The sequence below is a fragment of the Lysinibacillus sp. G4S2 genome (assembly GCF_030348505.1).
GTDB lineage: Bacteria > Bacillota > Bacilli > Bacillales_A > Planococcaceae > Lysinibacillus.
Genome location: NZ_JAUCFJ010000002.1, coordinates 1,259,471 through 1,280,826 on the forward strand (window position 1 = coordinate 1,259,471; position 21,356 = coordinate 1,280,826).

Annotated in this window: 24 protein-coding genes; all 24 read left to right on the plus strand. The window is 38.8% G+C overall.

Translation table 11 applies throughout. From position 1 onward, the window contains the following. The first annotated feature begins 6 nt into the window (after positions 1–6). The 24 genes from QUF91_RS06340 (at position 7) to codY (ending at position 21,338) form a co-directional block, all read left to right on the plus strand. Positions 7–144 (plus strand): hypothetical protein, encoded by a 138-nt coding sequence (locus QUF91_RS06340; RefSeq protein WP_285397426.1) that lies wholly within the window; start codon positions 7–9, stop codon positions 142–144. Between the two features lie 188 nt (positions 145–332). After that, on the plus strand, positions 333–668 hold the full coding sequence (locus tag QUF91_RS06345) for a putative DNA-binding protein (protein ID WP_285397427.1): 336 nt from the start codon (positions 333–335) through the stop codon (positions 666–668). A 12-nt stretch (positions 669–680) separates the two neighbouring features. Continuing rightward, on the plus strand, positions 681–2,039 hold the full coding sequence (ffh, locus tag QUF91_RS06350) for a signal recognition particle protein (RefSeq protein WP_285397428.1): 1,359 nt from the start codon (positions 681–683) through the stop codon (positions 2,037–2,039). A gap of 96 nt (positions 2,040–2,135) precedes the next feature. Further along, the gene (gene rpsP, locus QUF91_RS06355; RefSeq protein WP_285397429.1) at positions 2,136–2,408 is read left to right on the plus strand and encodes a 30S ribosomal protein S16; all 273 of its coding nucleotides are present in this window, start codon (positions 2,136–2,138) and stop codon (positions 2,406–2,408) included. Positions 2,409–2,423: 15 nt separating this feature from the next. Next, the gene (locus QUF91_RS06360; RefSeq protein ID WP_004269410.1) at positions 2,424–2,657 is read left to right on the plus strand and encodes a KH domain-containing protein; all 234 of its coding nucleotides are present in this window, start codon (positions 2,424–2,426) and stop codon (positions 2,655–2,657) included. A gap of 281 nt (positions 2,658–2,938) precedes the next feature. Continuing rightward, the gene (locus tag QUF91_RS06365; RefSeq protein ID WP_289417184.1) at positions 2,939–3,133 is read left to right on the plus strand and encodes a hypothetical protein; all 195 of its coding nucleotides are present in this window, start codon (positions 2,939–2,941) and stop codon (positions 3,131–3,133) included. An 85-nt stretch (positions 3,134–3,218) separates the two neighbouring features. After that, positions 3,219–3,734 (plus strand): ribosome maturation factor RimM, encoded by a 516-nt coding sequence (gene rimM, locus QUF91_RS06370; protein WP_289417185.1) that lies wholly within the window; start codon positions 3,219–3,221, stop codon positions 3,732–3,734. Then, the gene (trmD, locus tag QUF91_RS06375; protein ID WP_285397446.1) at positions 3,734–4,471 is read left to right on the plus strand and encodes a tRNA (guanosine(37)-N1)-methyltransferase TrmD; all 738 of its coding nucleotides are present in this window, start codon (positions 3,734–3,736) and stop codon (positions 4,469–4,471) included. The genes rimM and trmD overlap by 1 nt, the downstream gene beginning before the upstream one ends. Before the next feature lie 116 nt (positions 4,472–4,587). Next, the gene (gene rplS / locus QUF91_RS06380) at positions 4,588–4,932 is read left to right on the plus strand and encodes a 50S ribosomal protein L19 (protein WP_079560440.1); all 345 of its coding nucleotides are present in this window, start codon (positions 4,588–4,590) and stop codon (positions 4,930–4,932) included. Positions 4,933–5,038: 106 nt separating this feature from the next. Continuing rightward, complete coding sequence (gene lepB / locus QUF91_RS06385) at positions 5,039–5,608, plus strand: signal peptidase I (protein WP_285397431.1); 570 nt, start codon at positions 5,039–5,041, stop codon at positions 5,606–5,608. Between the two features lie 23 nt (positions 5,609–5,631). Then, entirely contained in the window at positions 5,632–5,778 is a 147-nt protein-coding gene (locus QUF91_RS06390) for a hypothetical protein (protein WP_285397432.1), read from the plus strand. Positions 5,779–5,794: 16 nt separating this feature from the next. Beyond that, complete coding sequence (ylqF, locus tag QUF91_RS06395; protein ID WP_285397433.1) at positions 5,795–6,670, plus strand: ribosome biogenesis GTPase YlqF; 876 nt, start codon at positions 5,795–5,797, stop codon at positions 6,668–6,670. 423 nt (positions 6,671–7,093) lie between these two features. After that, the gene (locus tag QUF91_RS06400) at positions 7,094–7,852 is read left to right on the plus strand and encodes a ribonuclease HII (protein WP_285397434.1); all 759 of its coding nucleotides are present in this window, start codon (positions 7,094–7,096) and stop codon (positions 7,850–7,852) included. Positions 7,853–7,915: 63 nt separating this feature from the next. Continuing rightward, positions 7,916–9,991 carry a hypothetical protein gene (locus tag QUF91_RS06405; RefSeq protein ID WP_289417186.1) on the plus strand — a complete coding sequence of 692 codons (2,076 nt, stop codon included), beginning with the start codon at positions 7,916–7,918 and terminating at the stop codon, positions 9,989–9,991. Continuing rightward, on the plus strand, positions 9,988–10,290 hold the full coding sequence (locus tag QUF91_RS06410) for an EscU/YscU/HrcU family type III secretion system export apparatus switch protein (protein ID WP_289417187.1): 303 nt from the start codon (positions 9,988–9,990) through the stop codon (positions 10,288–10,290). Before QUF91_RS06405 ends, QUF91_RS06410 begins: the two co-directional genes overlap by 4 nt. Positions 10,291–10,452: 162 nt before the next feature. Then, entirely contained in the window at positions 10,453–11,613 is a 1,161-nt protein-coding gene (gene sucC / locus QUF91_RS06415) for an ADP-forming succinate--CoA ligase subunit beta (RefSeq protein ID WP_285397437.1), read from the plus strand. 17 nt (positions 11,614–11,630) lie between these two features. Next, positions 11,631–12,533 carry a succinate--CoA ligase subunit alpha gene (sucD, locus tag QUF91_RS06420; RefSeq protein WP_054610302.1) on the plus strand — a complete coding sequence of 301 codons (903 nt, stop codon included), beginning with the start codon at positions 11,631–11,633 and terminating at the stop codon, positions 12,531–12,533. A gap of 222 nt (positions 12,534–12,755) precedes the next feature. Further along, positions 12,756–13,652: a DNA-processing protein DprA gene (gene dprA / locus QUF91_RS06425; RefSeq protein ID WP_285397438.1), complete on the plus strand. Its 897-nt coding sequence runs from the start codon at positions 12,756–12,758 to the stop codon at positions 13,650–13,652. A 92-nt stretch (positions 13,653–13,744) separates the two neighbouring features. Beyond that, positions 13,745–15,823, plus strand: coding sequence for a type I DNA topoisomerase (topA, locus tag QUF91_RS06430; RefSeq protein ID WP_285397439.1), 2,079 nt, complete (start codon positions 13,745–13,747; stop codon positions 15,821–15,823). 18 nt (positions 15,824–15,841) lie between these two features. Continuing rightward, positions 15,842–17,155, plus strand: coding sequence for an FADH(2)-oxidizing methylenetetrahydrofolate--tRNA-(uracil(54)-C(5))-methyltransferase TrmFO (gene trmFO, locus QUF91_RS06435; RefSeq protein WP_289417188.1), 1,314 nt, complete (start codon positions 15,842–15,844; stop codon positions 17,153–17,155). A gap of 449 nt (positions 17,156–17,604) precedes the next feature. After that, positions 17,605–18,504: a tyrosine recombinase XerC gene (xerC, locus tag QUF91_RS06440; RefSeq protein ID WP_285397441.1), complete on the plus strand. Its 900-nt coding sequence runs from the start codon at positions 17,605–17,607 to the stop codon at positions 18,502–18,504. A gap of 21 nt (positions 18,505–18,525) precedes the next feature. Then, positions 18,526–19,071: an ATP-dependent protease subunit HslV gene (hslV, locus tag QUF91_RS06445; protein WP_285397442.1), complete on the plus strand. Its 546-nt coding sequence runs from the start codon at positions 18,526–18,528 to the stop codon at positions 19,069–19,071. Further along, entirely contained in the window at positions 19,071–20,471 is a 1,401-nt protein-coding gene (hslU, locus tag QUF91_RS06450) for an ATP-dependent protease ATPase subunit HslU (protein ID WP_285397443.1), read from the plus strand. Before hslV ends, hslU begins: the two co-directional genes overlap by 1 nt. 87 nt (positions 20,472–20,558) lie before the next feature. Beyond that, positions 20,559–21,338: a GTP-sensing pleiotropic transcriptional regulator CodY gene (gene codY / locus QUF91_RS06455; protein ID WP_285397444.1), complete on the plus strand. Its 780-nt coding sequence runs from the start codon at positions 20,559–20,561 to the stop codon at positions 21,336–21,338. The last annotated feature ends 18 nt before the right edge of the window (positions 21,339–21,356 follow it).

The window sequence follows — 21,356 nt, forward strand, 5'->3', positions numbered from 1 at the left end:
TCACTTTTGTTAAAGAAGCGGCTTATCGGACGCCCCCAAGAAGCTTTGCTCTGTGCGAAAGCGAAGCGTCAGCAACAACAAAGCGCCCAGTCGGAACGGAAATCAACCACACGCTTTGGTGATGGTCCGAGGATTAACATTTAAGTAAGTAAATTTGTAATTGCGCTCGTCTGTGCAGGGGAATCGCATTGTTTAAAAGGGAAATACTAGCTTTAGGTGAAAAACACCTAAAAAGCAGTTAATTAAAGCTTTTAGACAAGGAGATTACCTTGACACAGACGGGCGCTTTTCGTTATGATACAAATGACTAATAACGGGAGGAGAAACATTCGATGCTACTTGAAAAAACAACACGCATGAACTTTCTCTTCGACTTTTATCAAGCATTATTAACAGATAAGCAACGGAGTTATATGGAGCTATATTATTTAGATGATCACTCGCTTGGAGAGATCGCTGAATCGTATGGAGTTTCACGCCAAGCTGTTTATGATAATATTCGTCGAACAGAAGCGATGCTTGAAGAATATGAAGAAAAACTATCTTTATTGGAAAAATTTCAACAACGTACACAAATGCTTGCGCAGCTAACAACGGGGATTACAGAACAAAGTATGACGGTTGAAGAGCAGTTGACGCTTATAGAACAGTTGAAAGAATGGGATTAGGAGGCGAAAGCAATGGCTTTTGAAGGATTAGCGGAACGACTCCAAGGAACGATCCAAAAGATTAAAGGCAAAGGTAAAGTATCGGAACAAGACGTTAAAGAAATGATGCGAGAAGTCCGATTTGCTTTAATCGAGGCGGATGTTAACTTAAAAGTAGTCAAAGAATTCGTTAAAAAGGTCAGTGAACGTGCTGTCGGTGTGGATGTTATGCAAAGCTTAACACCAGGTCAGCAAGTTATTAAAATCGTACAAGACGAATTAACAGAATTAATGGGTGGCGAGCAAAGCCCAATCAAATTTAATACTAAGCCACCGACTGTTATTATGATGGTCGGCTTACAAGGTGCGGGTAAAACGACAACTACAGGGAAACTGGCAAATGTGTTACGAAAAAAATATAATCGTAAGCCACTACTAGTTGCAGCAGACGTGTATCGCCCAGCAGCTGTTCAGCAATTACAAACATTAGGAAAGCAGTTATCACTACCTGTTTTTGCATTAGGAACTGATGTATCTCCAGTAGAAATAGCACGTCAGGCAATTGAATTGGCAAAAGAAGAGCATCATGATGTCGTGATTATCGATACTGCTGGTCGCTTGCACATCGATGAAGATTTAATGCAAGAATTAAAAGATATTCGTGCATTAAAAGAACCAGATGAAGTATTCCTTGTCGTGGATGCTATGACGGGTCAGGATGCTGTAAACGTAGCAGACAGCTTTAATGAGGCAATCGGCATTACTGGGGTTGTTTTAACAAAGCTTGATGGTGATACACGTGGTGGTGCGGCATTATCAATTCGTTCAGTAACACAGAAGCCGATTAAATTTGTCGGGATGGGCGAAAAAATGGATGCACTCGAACCTTTCCATCCAGAGCGTATGGCGTCTCGTATATTAGGAATGGGTGACGTTCTATCGCTTATTGAAAAAGCACAGGCAAATGTTGACGAAGCGAAGGCCAAAGAGTTAGAGGAAAAATTTAAAACTCAAACCTTTACTTTAGATGATTTTGTTGAGCAATTGCAGCAAGTGAAGAAAATGGGTCCTCTAGATGAAATTCTGAAAATGCTACCAGGCGCAAACAAAATCAAAGGCTTAGACAATGTTAAAGTTGATGATAAGCAAATGGGCCACGTAGAAGCGATTATTTATTCGATGACAACTGCCGAAAAGACGAATCCAGAAATTATTAATGGCAGCCGTAAAAAGCGTATAGCGAAGGGTTCTGGGACTTCGATTCAAGAGGTAAATCGCCTATTAAAGCAGTTTGACGAAATGAAGAAAATGATGAAGCAAATGACAGGCATGGCGAGTGGTAAAGGGAAGAAAAAGATGAAAATGCCGGGCTTTGATTCATTGTTTAAATAATAATTTTTATAGGTGTTAAGAAAAAACACTTTACAAACAACCTAAACATTGATAATATACTATCTTGTGTGAAACTTATTCGGAGGTGCTATTAAAATGGCAGTTAAAATTCGCTTAAAACGTATGGGAGCTAAAAAATCTCCTTTCTATCGTATCGTAGTTGCAGACGCTCGTTCACCACGTGACGGTCGTTCAATTGAAACAGTTGGTACTTACAACCCACTTACTCAACCAGCTACTGTAAACATTGATGAAGAGAAAGCTCTTAAATGGTTATCTGACGGTGCAAAACCATCAGATACAGTACGTAACTTGTTCTCAGAACAAGGTATCATGGAAAAATTCCATAACCAAAAATTCAGTAAATAATCGGGGGCGACATTTTTGAAGCAGCTGATTGAAGCAATCGTTTTACCGTTAGTCGATTATCCAGAAGAAGTTCGTATAGAGACGGATGAAAATGCAAATCGAATTGTTTATAAACTTTTTGTTCATCCAGAGGATCGAGGGAAAGTCATAGGCAAACAAGGGCGAGTAGCGAAAGCGATTCGTACAATTGTTTATTCAGCGGCGGGTAGTCACCATCAAAAAAAGACCTACGTCGATATATTGGATTGATAGAAAAGATTTTCACGCTCTTTTACATGCAACAAGCACTGGAGAGTCCTGATAGGTATGTTTACATGCGCTTAGGAATTCGAAGTGGCTTTGAGGTGAAGCGTAAAATCTGGACTAAGAAGGAAGGAGCTTGCCGGTTCCTTCCTTTTTTCATTATCGTAATTACATTGAGAGGTAATTGAACATAATGACATTAAGGAAGGCTGGTCAACTTCTTAGCTACAACATCGTCCGCCAATAGTTAATCTGCTACTTTAGGTGAAAGTGAGAGAAGGTTACTTTTGTTCTGGCTAGCTAGTAGCTTGACGGGGATAGGCATGTTTAGCAATTGTGATCTGTGCGAAAATGAAGCGGTCGCAAAAAAATGTTTTGTAATGAAAGTGAAACGGCAGTTACAGAATACACCCATCTTTGAAGGTGGTAAGGTGAAAAACATACGTTGGTCTAGAGCCTCTGACGGATGTCATGGATTTTGATTTGTGCTAGTACATTCAAAATCGGGACGCATTGTTTATCTGTAACAATTACGTCAAGGCGAAATTGATACGAGGTGAGATTTGAATGGAATGGTTTAATGTAGGTCGTATTGTCAATACACACGGTATTCGCGGTGAGGTGCGTGTGTTATCAACAACAGACTTTGAAGATGAGCGCTTCACAGTAGGAAATAAGCTTGCGGCGTTTAAAAAAGACGATAAAAAGCCAACATGGGTAACAATTGAATCCATGCGTCGTCATAAAAACTTTATTTTATTAACTTTTGAAGGAATGAATAACATCAACCTTGTTGAGCCATTCAAAGAAGGAATGCTCAAAATTACGAAAGATCAAATGACAGATGATTTATTAGAGGAAAATGAATTTTTCTTCCATGAAATCATTGGCTGTACAGTTGTATCTGAAGAAGGCGAAACAATTGGAGCAGTGACTGACATTCTTCAAACGGGGGCAAATGATGTGTGGGTAGTTAAGGGCGCTAAGAAAGAGCATTACATCCCGTATATCGAAGACATCGTCAAGGAAATTGATGTTGCTGAGAAGAAAATTGTGATACACGTAATGGAAGGTCTGCTATGATGAATATTCATGTGTTAAGTTTATTTCCTGATATGTTTACAGGCGTTTTTGGTGCGTCAATATTAAAGAAAGCGCAGGAAAAAGGTGCTGTAAAGCTAGAAGTAACTGATATACGTGGATTTTCGGGTAACAAGCATAATCAAGTAGATGATTATCCGTATGGCGGCGGTGCGGGAATGGTATTAAAACCAGAGCCGATGTTTAGCGCTGTCGAGGCCATTACGGCAGGGAAAAATCCTCGTATCATTTTGATGTGTCCGCAAGGTGAGCGCTTTACTCAAAAAAAGGCAGAAGAGCTAGCGCAAGAACAAGAACTAGTATTTTTATGTGGTCATTACGAAGGCTATGATGAACGCATTCGTCAGCATCTTGTCACAGACGAGATTTCAATTGGAGACTTCGTATTAACTGGTGGAGAGCTAGGTGCTATGACGGTTATAGATAGCGTTGTACGACTTCTGCCGGGAGTTTTAGGACAAGAGGATTCCCACATACAAGATTCGTTCTCTACAGGTCTTCTAGAGCACCCACATTATACACGACCTGCTGAATTCCGCGGAATGAAAGTACCTGATGTTTTACTATCGGGCAATCATGCAAAAATTGAGCAATGGCGTGCGGAAGAATCTCTGAAAAGAACATTCGAGCGTCGTCCTGATTTACTCGAGAATTATCCATTAACAGATAAGCAAAAATTGTATGTAGAAAAACTTAAAAACAACAATAAAGATGCTTGATTGCTATCTATATTTATGGTAACATCTATTCTGTACTTCTATGTGAAGTACTGAATTACGGTGTTCCGCTGTGGCATAGATTGCGTGCAAGAGCATCTGTCTAAGGAGAGAAAACAATGTCAAACATTATTACAGAAATTACTAAAGCTCAGCTTCGCACTGATCTACCATCTTTCCGTCCTGGTGATACTGTTAAGGTACACGTGAAAGTAGTAGAGGGTACACGTGAACGTGTCCAAGTATACGAAGGTGTAGTAATTAAACGTCGTGGTGGCGGTATTAGCGAAACTTTCACAGTTCGTAAAATTTCTTATGGTGTAGGTGTTGAACGTACATTCCCTGTACACACACCAAAAATCGCTAACTTAGAAGTTGTACGTCGTGGTAAAGTACGTCGTGCTAAACTTTACTACCTACGTAACCTACGTGGTAAAGCTGCTCGTATTAAAGAAATTCGATAATTATGACTTAAAAGTGAGGGGCTTGTGCAACAAGCCCCTTTTCTTTTTGCTTGTCAACTTAAATAACTATCATCTAAAATGAGGATAGACAAGGGGGCAAATCTCGATGGAAAAACAAGTGAAAGAAAAGAATGAACTATGGGAATGGACAAAGGCACTTCTAATTGCATTTGCGATTGCAGCAATTATTCGTTACTTTTTATTTACACCCATTGCAGTAGATGGCCAATCCATGATGCCAACCCTTGAAAATGGCGACCGTATGATTGTGAATAAGATTGGTTATAAAATAGGTGAACCAAAACGCTTTGATATAGTTGTATTCCATGCTCCGGAGCAGAAAAACTATATTAAACGTGTTATTGGGCTACCAGGAGAGACATTGGAATATAAAAATGATCAATTATACATTAACGGTGAGCCGATAGACGAGCCTTATTTAGATGACTACAAATCGAAAATTACAGAAGGTACTTTAACAGAGGATTTTACGTTAAAAGACATTGATGTAAACCTAAAAGATAATGTAATTCCAGAAGGCTGTGTTTTCGTTATGGGAGATAATCGTCGATACAGTAAGGACAGTCGTATTATTGGAGTCGTCGATCAGAAAGAGATTATTGGTAATACAAGTCTGATTTTCTGGCCGTTTAGTGATATTAAAATTGTAAAGTAATTCTTGAAAGGGAGAGATCAATTATGCCTTGGCATAATTCGTCTGGAACGGCTTTGTGCTTGCACAAAGAACTCCTTTCCGATTCCATGACATCCGCCGGAGGCTTTAACTTTTTTCAGCAGGCTTTTGGACACCTGCTGAAAGAAGTTAAAACTCCCTTTTTCTTTTAGTTTAGGAGGTATAGATATGACTATACAATGGTTTCCAGGGCATATGGCAAAGGCCCGCAGAGAAGTAACAGAAAAATTAAAGCTCGTTGATATTATATTTGAATTAATAGATGCACGTTTACCTCTATCTTCCCGAAATCCGATGATAGACGAAGTGATTAATCAAAAACCGCGTCTCCTTATCTTAAATAAATCAGATATGGCAGATGAGCATGAAACACGTAAGTGGGTAGAGTATTTTGCACAACGTGGTCATAAGGCCGTAGCAATCAATTCTCTTGAAGGTAAAGGATTACAGCAAGTGACTAAGGCTGCTCAAGAAATTTTGAAAGAAAAATTTGAACGCATGAAATCACGTGGGATGAAGCCAAGGGCCATTCGCGCAATGATTGTTGGGATTCCGAACGTAGGGAAATCGACGCTTATTAATCGCTTAGCGAAGAAAAATATCGCAAAAACAGGGAATACGCCAGGGGTAACTAAGGCACAGCAATGGATAAAGGTTGGTAAGGAGCTTGAATTACTCGATACACCAGGTATTTTATGGCCGAAGTTTGAAGATCAAGAAGTAGGCTATAAATTAGCCTTAACAGGTGCTATAAAGGATACGATAACGAATATGGAGGATTTAGCGGTATATGGTCTACGCTTTTTATCCATTCATTATCCAGCACGAATGGAAGAACGCTATGGCTTCCAGTTTGTACATGAAGATTTAGTTGAGACTTTCGACCATATCGGTAAACTTCGTCGTGTTTACGGTCCTGGAGGAGAAATCGATTATGATCAAGTAGCTCAATTAATCGTTCGAGATATTCGTGGGTTACAATTAGGCAAACTAACATTTGATTTTGTTGACGAACAACTTGAAAAAGAAACAGAACAGCAATAAAGAAAACTGTCATACTCACGTCATAAATCGTGAGCGTGACAGTTTTTCTTTTAGGAATACTTCTTTTTGCCGATATAGGATATAGAGCGAGAAAAAGAAATTATATTATTTTTTGATATAGAAAAAACGAATACATATTTTGGGTTTTTCACTAAAAGTTGTGGATGTCATTTGTTAAAACGTATGCTATATATTAGTTTGACCTTCGTTCTGGCAGGGCGACTCCTTGCGGTTCATCGGACGCCCCGAGAAAAGCGCCCAGCCTGAACGAAAATCAACCACACGTTATGGTGATGATCCGTATTTTTAGAGAATCCACTACCTTCTAGTGAAAACATGACTGATGTTAGTAGAATACTCGATAACAGTCAGCTCAAAATAGTTTTGAACTGTTGATGTAGAACCAAAAAAGGGAGTAAATAGATGAAAACGATTAAAGAGATTACAGTAGCGTTAAAAGAAGCGGAGGAATGGCAGGATTGGATGACGGGAGTAGAGACTGACGAACGTGCCGGTGTGCAAAAGGCTTGGTTAAGCTGGAAAAAGCGTCAAGATAAAAAACAACAGTTACTACAAGAACATCAAGAAAAAGTCGATTTCGATCAAAGCTACGGTGGAATAAGTGCTTTAATTGCGGGTGTAGATGAAGCAGGGCGAGGACCATTAGCAGGACCAGTAGTAACAGCTGCTGTTATTTTACCAGCAAACTGCGAGGCTCTAGTCGGATTAAATGATTCAAAGCAATTATCAAAGGATAAACGCAATGCCTATGCTACTTTAATAAAAGAACATGCAGTAAGTTATTTTATCCATTTCCAAGCAGCACAACAAATTGATGAATTAAATATTTACGAAGCTACAAAGCAATCGATGAAGACGAGTGTAGAATCGTTATCTATTAAGCCTAATTATGTGCTAGTTGATGCTATGACACTGCCAATCTCTATTCCACAGGATTCAATAATTAAAGGGGATGCAAAAAGCTTAGCTATTGCAGCTGCATCGATATTAGCAAAAACGGCACGAGATGATTATATGGATCAATTGGACAAAGAATTTCCTATGTATGGTTTTGCTCAGCATGCAGGATATGGTACAAAGCAACATTTAAAAGCACTTGAAGATTTCGGTCCAACCATCCATCATCGTAAATCGTTTGAGCCAATAAAGTCAATGCTTTAAGGTATTTTGAAAACATAATAGCCACCAAAAGTTAGGAAGAATATTTACTATAACGTATATCGTATGGATAAGTTGATTGGAACGGAGACAGGACGCCCCCAGAAAGCTTTGCTCTGTGCGAAAGCGAAGCGTCAGCAACAAAGCACCCAGTCGGAGCGGAAAACAACCCTACGCTATGATACTGAGCCAAATAAAAATAGAAGCCAATTACACCAAGGAGTAATTGATGAAAGGAGTACATATATGACAGCCACATCTTTTAATCCGATTCAAATGCAACAAGCTGCTGTAACCTCAGCTAATCAGCCACTTGCTTTAAAACAAGGGCAAGTATTTCATGGTACGATTAAACAATTATATCCAGATCAAATGGCTGAGATACAAGTTGGCCAACAGAAATTTATTGCTAAACTCGAAGTTCCACTAAAAGCAGGAGATGCCCATTTCTTTCAAGTAACGGGTATAAACCCGCAAACTGAACTAAAAGTTGTTACGGGTCCTATGGGGCAAACAGCTTCCCAAAGTCAACAAATCAATCAGTTACTTGAATCGATGAATTTACCTAAGTCAGCTGAAATGCAACAGCTTCTATCCCATTTTATGAAAGCACAGCTACCGATTTCTAAGGAGCAGCTGATGCAGGCAGAAATATGGATAAAAGCATTACCAGAGGGCATTACTAAACTAGATGCCTTACAAGCTATTCAAAAAATGGTGGAGCTTAAAATGCCAATGACAAATGACGTTTTCCAAGCTCTTATTAGTGGGCAAAAAACTACTGGTATGATTTCGGTAATGGAAAACTTTACGCAGCTTTTAGCTAAAGATACAGCTTTACTGGAAAACCTTAAGCAAAATCTACTGCAACAGGTGCAGGCAATTGCAAAGCCTTTTGAGGTAGAAACAGGTAGTTTAGTGCTTGCTAAGTCCATACAAATATTAACGAATAACGCGGCTTCTATGAGTGATAAGATTCAAGCTATGAATATGTTAAAGGAGGCGGGAATATTACCTCAGCAGGCAACCTTGCAAAACTGGTCAAGTCTCAGCGATCTAAAGTCTGTTCAGCCAAATCAGCTTCAACAAGCTGGACAAGTTATTCAAACGATTCTAACGGCACAACCTGACAAAACAACTCAGCTTGTCGACCAACTTAAATTATGGACAGCGAATCAAAGCTTGTTAACGAATGAACAAAAGCAGCAAATTAATCAACTTATCGATAGATTAAATCAGCTTCCAGCAAATAAACAAACGCTAGAGATTTTTGCAAAACAGATGCAAGAACAACTAATAAAAGCGTTTGCTGAAAATTCTTCGGAGCGTTTATTTACACAAGACGCCAATGCTCTTTCAGTGAAAGACCATTTATTATCACTTTTAAAGCATGAAGCAACTACGCCACTACAAAACGACGCATTCATGCGAAATCTTATGAAAAATAGTGTTGAATCCTCGCAATCAATGATTCAGCAGATTGTTACACAAGCAGATGCCCATGTGCAAAATTCTATGGATAGTAAAGCAATGGAACATGCACTTAAAACGGTATTAAAAAATCTAGGACTTAGCTATGAGGCGACACTTAGTAATAAATCAGCTGATTTACAGGAGATTGCACATCAATTAAAACCTCAGCTTCATACATTATTGCAGGAGACACATACTACTCCACAGCTGAAGGAAGCAGCAGAAATGTTAATGGCACGTATGAACGGTATGCAGCTAGCATCAGGTGAGAATGGTCATCAGCATCAGCTTATTATGCAAGTACCATTAGACTTCTTCGGCAAGAAAATGGATGCAACATTACAGTGGAATGGACGCATGAAGGATGATGGTAAAATTGATGCCAATTATGCACGTATATTATTTTATTTACAAATGGAATCAATGAAAGAGACCGTTATTGATATGCAGGTTCAAAATCGTGTCGTTACTGTGACGGTATTTAATGAAAATAATGATATTGTTCCACTTGCAGAACCACTAAAAGCAGCTTTAAAAATAGGCCTAGCTGAAAAAGAGTACCAACTTTCAGGTGTTTTTATTAAACAATTTGAAAAAGCCCAACCTGAAAAAACTACCTCTGTAGTAGGACAGCAGGAGGAACATAGTAAGGTGGATTTCCGCGTATGAGTGAAGAAAAATTTACTCGAAAAGAGGCGATCGCTCTCACGTATAAACTGGGGCGCTTTGATAGTCCAACGGTGGTAGCGAAAGGAAAAGGAAAAATAGCAGAAAATATTTTAACGCGTGCAAATGAGTATAATGTGCCGATTTATGAGGATACTAACCTTGTTCAATTACTTGGACAATTAGATTTAAATGAGTCGATACCTGAAGAATTGTACCAAGCTGTCGCTGAGGTTTTTGCATTTATTTATCGGTTAGATCAACAACATGCGCAAAAATATAGAAAAGATAGACAATTCTAATTTTCGCAAAAATCTGTTTTAGTACACAAAGTAGAAGAATGCGTAATATTAAAAGATAAAAAACGAACAAAAGACAAAGTGTAGACTTTATCAGAATCTTTAGTTAGAATAGATTATGTTAGTAAAACAATTTTATGCAAATGTTTGATGGGAGGATGTATTATGAATATCCATGAATATCAAGGGAAAGAGATTCTTAGAAAGTATGGTGTAGCTGTACCAAATGGAAAAGTTGCTTTTTCCCCTGATGAAGCAGTGAAAGTAGCGAAGGAACTTGGCTCTAATGTGACAGTAGTCAAGGCGCAAATTCATGCAGGTGGACGCGGTAAAGCAGGTGGTGTAAAAATCGCTAAAAACCTTGACGAAGTGCGTACTTACGCAAAGGAATTATTAGGGAAGATTTTAGTGACTCATCAAACAGGTCCTGAAGGAAAAGAAGTAAAACGCTTATATATTGAAGAGGGTTCTGATATTCAAAAAGAGTACTATTTAAGTTTAGTATTAGACCGCGCAACATCCCGTGTAACAATAATGGGATCTGAAGAGGGCGGCATGGATATTGAAGAAGTAGCGGAAGCGCATCCAGAAAAAATCTTCAAAGAAGTTGTAGATCCAGTAGTTGGGTTAACAAGCTTCCAGGCACGTCGTATGGCGTTTAATATGAATATTCCAGCAAACCTTGTGGGGAAAGCTGTTAAATTAATGTTAGGCTTGTATCAAGCGTTTATCGACAAAGATGCTTCGATTGTAGAAATTAATCCACTTGTTGTAACTGGACAAGGCGAAGTTGTAGCATTAGATGCTAAATTTAATTTCGATGCGAATGCGTTATATCGTCATAAAGATATTGTCGAATTACGTGATTTTGATGAAGAGGATGCAAAGGAAATTGAAGCATCAAAATACGATTTAAGCTATATTTCATTAGATGGCAACATTGGCTGTATGGTGAATGGAGCTGGTCTTGCTATGGCTACAATGGACACAATTAGCTATTATGGCGGAAGCCCCGCTAACTTCCTAGATGTAGGTGGCGGTGCAACGGCTGAAAAAGTAACAGAAGCTTTCAAAATTATCCTTTCCGATCCACATGTAAAAGGCATTTTCGTTAACATTTTTGGCGGAATTATGAAATGTAACATTATCGCTGAGGGTGTTGTAACGGCTGCCAAAGAAATTGGCTTAGCTGTGCCGTTAGTTGTACGTTTAGAAGGTACAAATGTAGAACTTGGAAAAGAAATTTTAAATGCATCTGGTTTGAACATCGTTGCAGCGGATTCAATGGCTGACGGTGCACAAAAAATTGTGGGACTAGTAGGCTAAGGAAGGCGGGGAGAACAATGGCTGTATTTATTAATAAAGATACGAAGGTAATTGTACAAGGGATTACGGGCGAAACAGCGCTTTTCCATACGAAGCAAATGCTTGAGTATGGTACTAAAATTGTAGCAGGTGTAACACCAGGTAAGGGTGGTCTTGAAATCGAGGGAGTCCCTGTGTTCAATACTGTAGCAGAAGCGGTAGCTGCAACAGGTGCGACAACTTCAGTTATTTATGTACCTGCGCCATTTGCGGCAGATGCTATTTTAGAGGCTGTTGATGCTGAATTAGAATTAACAATCTGTATTACTGAGCATATTCCTGTCCTTGATATGGTTAAGGTTAAACGTTATATGGAAGGTAAAAAGACACGCCTAGTAGGTCCAAACTGCCCAGGTGTTATTACGGCAGATGAATGTAAGATTGGTATTATGCCTGGCTATATCCATACGAAAGGGCATGTAGGAGTTGTTTCCCGTTCTGGTACGTTAACATATGAAGCGGTACATCAATTAACACAAGCTGGTATTGGTCAAACTACAGCTGTAGGTATCGGTGGAGACCCTGTAAATGGTACAAACTTTATTGATGTTTTAGAAGCATTTAACAATGACCCTGAAACATATGCAGTTGTGATGATTGGGGAAATTGGGGGTACAGCTGAAGAAGAAGCCGCTGAGTGGATTAAAGCGAATATGACGAAACCTGTCGTTGGCTTTATCGGTGGACAAACAGCGCCTCCAGGTAAACGTATGGGTCATGCTGGCGCTATTATTTCTGGTGGTAAAGGAACAGCGGCAGAAAAAATTAAGGCAATGAATGCTGCTGGTATTGAAGTAGCGGAAACGCCATCTGTCATTGGTGAAACGCTTATTAAAGTAATTAAAGAAAAAGGGCTATACGAAAAGTGTAAAACCCATTAAAATGGAAGATGTAGCACATTGTGGCTACATCTTTTCTTTTTCCTTATTTAGACACTGCTTAACATGGTTCTAATGAAATTGTGTTTAAACGATACAATTTCTAACTTCCTACTTACTCAGTTTAAAAGGACCTTCCCTTAACCAAAGCTGTGTCACATTTATGTTGTGGTGAAAATTAAACATGCGGTCATTTAATTTCTTCTATTAAAAGGAGGTTTTTAAATGATTTTTTCAGTCGATACACAGAGATTACTAGCATTACATTATGTATACCCATTACCACTTCAAAAACTTCAACAATTATTGTCCCCGGTGGATATATTAAGTTATTTTGAAGAAGCGCCTCCCAATGAGATTGCAAAAGCACTGCAAATATCATCGCAAAAAGCCTTGCAAATTTCTCGGAGTTTTCGACAAAGTATGACATTGTCGTTTGAAGATGCCTATGAACGGGCTCATATTTTCCCCATCCCTTTTCATCATCCCTTTTACCCGGCGCAATTATTTGAAATATCCAGTCCACCTACTGTATTGTATGTGAAAGGTCAGTATTCTCTATTAACGAAAGAAAAACAAGTAGCCATTATAGGTTCTCGAAAGGCTACAGCTTACACAAAGATTGCGATGGATCTAATTGTTCCACCTCTTGTTGAACATGGATATACTGTTGTGAGCGGGCTTGCAAGAGGGGCGGATACAATAGCTCATGAGACAACTATAAAATTTGGTGGTTCCACGATTGCAGTGCTTGGTCACGGTTTTAATTATATTTATCCAAAGGAAAACCAGGGTCTCGCTGACCATATGGCGGAGCATCAGTTACTTATTACAGAGTATCCTCCATATATGAAGCCTGAGAAATGGCATTTTCCAATGCGTAATAGAATAATTAGTGGACTATCTAAAGCGTTAGTTGTCACAGAAGCTGCATTAAGAAGTGGGACGCTAATTACTACAGAATACGCATTAGAGCAAGGTAAAGAAGTATTTGTTGTACCAGGACCAATTAATGCAGAGCAATCAAAAGGCACAAATAAATTACTATTAGAAGGGGCTATTCCAGTGTGCAATGGTCACGATATCGTTGAAACACTTGCTCTCTTTTCTAACAAATATTGAAAAAAAGTTGCATTATCTTAAAATCTGTTATACATTTTGCAACAGGTAACTTAAAAAAATTAGCAATAGACCTCGCTAAGGGGGAGACATAGATGGCGGATTATTTAGTGATTGTAGAATCACCAGCAAAAGCAAAAACAATTGAACGTTATTTAGGGAAGAAATACAAAGTGAAAGCGTCAATCGGGCATGTTCGTGACCTACCACGTAGCCAAATGGGCGTTAATACTGAAGATAATTACGAACCTAAATATATTACTATTCGCGGTAAAGGACCTGTTTTACAGGACTTAAAGTCTGCGGCTAAAAAAGTGAAGAAAGTCTATCTAGCGGCCGATCCAGACCGCGAGGGAGAAGCGATTGCTTGGCACCTTGCGACTGCGTTAAATATTGATATTCATTCAGATTGTCGTGTCGTTTTTAATGAAATTACAAAAGATGCGATAGTAGAATCCTTTAAAAATCCACGTCCTATTAACATGGATTTAGTAGATGCACAGCAAACAAGGCGTATATTAGATAGACTTGTTGGTTATAACATTAGCCCAATTTTGTGGAAGAAAGTTAAAAAGGGATTATCAGCAGGTCGGGTACAATCTGTAGCACTGCGCATGATTATTGATCGTGAAAATGAAATCAAAAACTTCCAGCCAGAAGAATATTGGACAATTGAAGGCTCCTTTGAAAAAGGCAAAAAAACGTTCGATGCGCTTTACTATGGCAATGGTAAAGATAAAATTAAATTAACAAATGAAGACCAAGTAAAATCTATATTAAAAAATGTTAAAGGTACAAACTTTGATGTTGTAAATGTATCTAAAAAAGAGCGTAAACGAAATGCAGCACCTGCGTTTACAACATCTTCTTTACAGCAAGAGGCTGCACGTAAATTAAATTTCCGTGCTAAGAAAACGATGATGCTTGCTCAACAATTATATGAAGGTATTGATATTGGTAAAAAAGAGGGTACAGTCGGTTTGATCACTTATATGCGTACTGATTCAACGCGTATTTCTGATACAGCAAAAACAGAGGCAATCGCATACATTGAATCTAAATACGGAAAAGAATACATCTCCACGGAGACGAAGCAGACTAAAAAAGCATCAAATGCACAAGATGCCCACGAGGCCATTCGTCCAACTAGCACGATGCGAACTCCAGAGGAATTAAAAGCGGTACTGAGTCGTGATCAATTGCGTTTATATCGTTTAATATGGGAGCGCTTTATCGCAAGTCAGATGGCACCAGCAGTACTTGATACTGTTGCTGTAGATCTGCAAAATGGTGATGTTTTATTCCGTGCAAACGGCTCGCAAGTTAAATTTGCAGGCTTTATGAAGCTATATATTGAGGGTACCGATGATCAAACGGAAGAAACAACAAAGCTTCTACCAGAGATGGCAGTTGGCGATCAGGTAAAATCCCTTGAAATCGAGCCTAAGCAACATTTTACACAGCCACCACCACGTTATTCCGAGGCGCGTCTTGTGAAAACAATGGAAGAGCTAGGTATAGGGCGCCCATCCACGTATGCACCGACCCTCGATACAATTCAGCGCAGAGGCTATGTCGTGTTAGATGCAAAACGATTTATGCCAACAGAGCTGGGTGAAATCGTACACCAACTCGTACTAGAATTTTTCCCTGATATCATAAATATCGAATTCACAGCACAAATGGAACAAGATTTAGATGATATTGAAGAAGGTGGCCGTCAATGGAAAAAAGTTGTACACGAGTTTTATAAGGACTTTGAGGTCCATGTAAAACACGCGGATGAGGCTATGGAAAAGGTTGTAATTAAAGATGAACCGGCTGGTGAGGATTGTGAGCTATGTGGATCTCCGATGGTCTATAAGCTTGGACGATATGGGAAATTTATGGCTTGCTCAAACTTCCCAGATTGCCGCAATACGAAAGCGATCATGAAGCCGATTGGTGTAAAATGCCCTTCTTGCGATACAGGCGAGATAGTAGAGCGTAAAAGTAAAACAAAGCGTTTATTCTATGGCTGTAATCAGTATCCTGAATGTGAATTTGTCTCATGGGACAAGCCAATTAGTAGACCATGTCCGAAATGTAGTGCATTATTAGTAGAGAAAAAAATAAAAAAAGGTGTGCAAATTCAGTGTACGAAATGCGACTATGAAGAAGCACCTACTCAATGATAGAAAGATGGTAAGAACATGACTGAACAAGTAGTAAATGTAATAGGCGCAGGTCTTGCTGGCAGTGAAGCGGCTTGGCAAATCGCCAAACGTGGTGTGAAAGTTAAACTTTATGAAATGCGCCCAGTAAAGCAAACACCAGCTCACCATACTGATAAATTTGCGGAGCTTGTTTGTTCGAACTCACTACGTGCAAATGGATTAACAAATGCCGTCGGTGTGATTAAAGAAGAAATGCGCACTTTAGATTCTGTTATTATGAAAGCGGCAGATGCGTGTTCAGTACCGGCAGGTGGTGCTTTGGCGGTAGATCGTCATGAATTTGCAGGATATGTGACTGAAGCAGTGAAAAATCATCCACTTGTGGAAGTCATTCATGAAGAAGTCACTGAAATTCCAGAAGGTATTACTGTTATTGCTACAGGACCTCTAACATCGAAAGCTTTAGCTGAAAAAATTCAAGGCTTAACGGGTTTAGATTATCTGTATTTCTATGATGCAGCAGCACCTATTATCGAAAAAGATAGCATTGATATGGACAAGGTTTATTTAAAATCTCGTTACGATAAAGGGGAAGCAGCTTATTTAAACTGTCCTATGACAAAGGAAGAATTTGATCGTTTCCGTCAAGCGTTAATCGAGGCAGAGGTTGTGCCATTAAAAGAATTTGAAAAAGAAATTTACTTTGAAGGATGTATGCCTATCGAAGTAATGGCTGCTCGCGGTGAGAAAACAATGTTATTTGGACCGATGAAGCCAGTAGGTTTGGAAGATCCAAAAACAGGAAAACGCCCTTATGCTGTTGTTCAATTACGTCAAGATGATGCAGCGGGAACTCTTTACAATATTGTTGGCTTCCAAACACATCTGAAGTGGGGACCACAGAAAGAAGTATTGCAACTAATTCCAGGGTTAGAGAATGTTGAAATCGTTCGTTATGGAGTAATGCATAGAAATACGTTTATTAATTCACCGAAAGTTCTAGAGAAAACTTATCAGCTTCGCGAGCAAAAAAATATTTTCTTTGCTGGTCAAATGACAGGCGTCGAAGGATATGTTGAATCCGCTGGTAGTGGATTAATTGCTGGTATTAATGCAGCCCGATTAGTACTAGGACAAGAACCGATTATCTTCCCGTTCGAAACGGCGTTAGGAAGTATGGCGCGTTATATAACAGAAGCACAATCGAAAAACTTCCAACCAATGAATGTCAACTTCGGAATTTTCCCTGAACTACCACCGGGGCGTCGTTCAAAACCAGAGCGTGCAGAGATGCATGCTACGCGAGCAATAAACGCAATTCATAATTTTGTGAATTCACAAACAATTTAATTGCAAAAAGCCTCTAAAAGTTGATATACTCTTAGAGGCTTTTTCTTTTTTTGTAGACAAAATGCTGATTTACACGTGTTTTATTATTTTGTATGGAGATTTTCTCAAAATATAACCATTTTTACTTGCTATATGCTGAAGATAGGTATAGTGTCAATATGTATGTTTATGTTCATTAACGAAACCCCAAAAAAAGTGGATAAACAGACTAGTACATCTTTTTAATGGCGAGTGCTAGTAATATGAGTTCATCACCAAACGTTGGGGTGACATTTGTTAAAAAACGTATGCTATGTATTTAAGTTGATCTTCGTTCCGATAGGCGACTCCTTACAGCTCATTGGACGCTCCAAGGAAAGCGCTCAGTCGAAATGAAAATCAACCCCACATTATGGTAATGTGCAGTAATTTGAGAAGGTTATCAATAATTCGTTGGTGGTGAATCTTTCATGTTAGTTTCGTCCCAAGATGCACTTGAACAATTCATGCTTTACATTCAGGTTGAAAAGAACTTCTCTGTTCATACAGTGCGAGAATATGAATCAGATCTACTAGATTTTTTAGCGTTTTTACAGGCGGAGGACGTAGATGATTTAGCTAGTGTTGAATATATACATGCACGTCTCTATGTAACAAAGTTGTACGATGAAAAAAGAGCAAGGTCATCTGTTTCAAGAAAAATTTCCTCAATACGCTCCTTTTTTCGCTTTCTAAATAGACAGTACGGATTAGATGATGGAGCATTTCGATCACTATATCATCCAAAAAAAGAATCACGCTTACCTAGTTTTTTCTACGAAGAAGAATTGAAGCAGCTATTTGATGCGAATGCTGGCGATGATTTGAAATCATTAAGAAATACGGCTATATTAGAGCTGTTATATGCGACAGGTATTCGTGTAAGTGAGCTTACCTCCATCCAAGTAGAAGACGTAGATTTCCATTACTCAATTATTAGGGTAATGGGGAAAGGGCGAAAAGAACGTATTATTCCATTCGGTCAATTTGCGAGTTTAGCCATGCAGGATTACATAGAGCAAGCTCGTCCGCGATTGATGAAAAAAACAAGTCATCAGCAATTGTTTGTCAACATGCGTGGTGGGGAACTTACTCCGCGAGGTGTACGTCATATTTTAACAGAAATGATTGACAAGGCCTCACTTCATACGAAAATATATCCACATATGCTTCGTCATACTTTTGCCACACATTTATTGAATAATGGCGCAGATTTACGAACGGTACAGGAGTTATTAGGCCACGCACATTTATCTTCTACACAAGTTTACACACATGTAACAAAAGAGCATCTTCGTCAAACATATATGAATGCTCATCCAAGGGCATAATAGAGCTAAGGAGGAAGGCAAATGGGACAAATTCATGCGACAACGATATTTGCAGTTCATCATAATGGAAGTTGCGCTATGGCTGGTGATGGCCAAGTGACCCTAGGGAATGCGGTTGTGATGAAAGGTACAGCAAGGAAGGTCAGACGTCTGTTTAATGGGCAGGTCCTTGCTGGATTTGCAGGATCGGTTGCAGATGCTTTTACGCTTTTTGAAATGTTTGAAGGAAAGTTAAATGAATACAATGGTAACTTACAACGTGCAGCAGTAGAAGTTGCCAAGCAATGGCGCGGTGATAAAATGCTACGTCAATTAGAGGCTATGCTACTTGTAATGGATAAAACTACGCTACTTCTTGTTTCGGGTACGGGAGAAGTAATTGAACCGGATGATGGAGTTTTGGCAATTGGTTCTGGGGGTAACTATGCATTATCGGCAGGTCGTGCTCTAAAAAAATATGCGGGTGATACAATGTCTGCTCGCGAAATTGCAGAGGCGGCATTAGAAACTGCTGCCGAGATTTGTGTATTTACAAATCATAATATTATCGTGGAGGCGCTTAACTAATGACAAAAAATAATTTAACGCCAAGACAAATTACTGAGCATTTGGATCGTTATATCGTTGGACAAAACGAGGCAAAGCGAGCTGTAGCTATTGCATTACGTAATCGTTATCGTCGCTCGCTGCTAAGTGATGAAATGAAGGCAGAAGTAATTCCGAAAAATATTTTAATGATTGGACCTACAGGTGTCGGAAAAACAGAAATTGCTAGAAGAATTGCGAAGTTAACGAGTGCGCCATTTGTGAAAGTGGAAGCAACAAAGTTTACAGAAGTAGGGTATGTCGGACGCGATGTTGAGTCGATGGTACGTGATGTAGTAGAAGCTTCACATCGTCTTGTAAAAGAAGAAATGATGGAGTCTGTAAAGGAACAAGCGGAAGAATTAGCCAACGAAGCAATAGTTAAGCTATTGGTTCCTTCCTTACGAAAAAAACAGTCTATGCAAAATCCGTTTGAAATGTTGTTTGGTGGTAAAGATCAGCAAACAAATGACGATACTTCATCTGAGGAGACAGAGGTGCGTTCCAAACGTGCACAAATCGCTCTTGATTTACGGAACGGTAAATTAGAAAATGAATGGGTTACAGTTGAAGTGACGGAACAAAATCCATCTATTTTTGATGCGTTACAAGGAACGGGCATGGATATGTCTGCAAATGGTGGCATGCAGGATATGCTATCTAGTTTAATGCCTAAAAAGCAGAAGAAACGCCGTGTGCAAGTTAAAGATGCACGACGTATTTTAACTTTCGAGGAAGCAAATAAGCTAATAGATGCAGACGAGGTTGCACAAGAAGCCATTTCAAGAGCTGAACAGTCGGGCATTATATTTATTGATGAAATTGATAAAATTGCTAGTAAGGAAGGTAACTCTTCTGCGAATGTATCACGTGAAGGTGTACAACGTGATATTCTGCCAATCGTTGAAGGCTCTACTGTAACGACGAAGTACGGTGCTGTAAAAACGGACTTTATGCTTTTCGTTGCTGCAGGAGCGTTTCATATGTCGAAGCCATCAGATTTAATTCCTGAATTGCAAGGTCGATTCCCGATTCGAGTGGAGCTTGAAAAATTAACGAAACAAGATTTTGTACGTATTTTGCAAGAGCCAGATCAATCACTTATTTTGCAATACAAGGCATTATTAGAAACTGAAGGCGTAGAAATAAACTTTACTGAAGATGCAATTGAACGAATTGCAGAAATTGCAACTGAGGTCAATCAGGAGACTGATAATATTGGAGCTCGACGTTTGCACACAATTTTAGAACGCTTATTAGAAGAATTATCATTTGAAGCTGCTGAAATTGCGCCTGCAAATATTCCAATCACAGCTGCATATGTAGATCAAAAACTTGCAGGTATAGTAAAAAACAAAGATTTGTCACAGTTTATATTGTAATATAAGGCAAAATAGTATCATTTAGTTGTAAAAACCTTTAGAATATTAAGTAAATACTCTTCGGTTTATTTATAGGAGGAACAAATAATGAATTTATTAGAAAAAACGCGTAAAATTAACTCGATGCTCCAAGCATCTGCTGGTAAACCAGTAAACTTTAAAGAAATGGCGGATACATTAGGAGACATTATAGACAGTAATGTTTATATTGTAAGCCGTAAAGGGAAACTTTTAGGAATTTCAATTCATCAACAAATTGAAAATGAACGTATGAAAAAGATGTTCGAAGAACGCCAATTCCCAGAAGAATACACACATAGCTTGTTTACAATTTCTGAAACATCTTCAAATCTGGATATTAACGACGAACACACTGCTTTCCCAGTTGAAAACAAAGATTTGTTCCAAAGTGCTTTAACAACGATCGTACCGATTGTTGGTGGTGGTGAGCGTCTTGGTACATTAATTCTTGCTCGTTTATCTGCACAATTTGAGGATGATGATTTAATTTTAGCTGAGTATGGTGCAACAGTAGTTGGTATGGAAATTTTACGTGAGAAATCTGAGGAAATCGAAGAGGAAGCTCGTAGTAAAGCGGTTGTACAAATGGCGATTAATTCTCTTTCATATAGTGAGTTAGAGGCTATTGAACATATTTTTGAAGAACTTGATGGACATGAAGGCTTACTTGTTGCTTCAAAAATTGCAGACCGAGTAGGTATTACACGTTCAGTAATCGTAAATGCATTACGTAAACTAGAATCTGCAGGTGTAATCGAATCACGCTCTTTAGGTATGAAAGGTACTTACATTAAAGTACTAAACGATAAATTCTTAAATGCATTAGCAGAAATTAAAATGAAATAATGATAAGTTCCTTTTCAA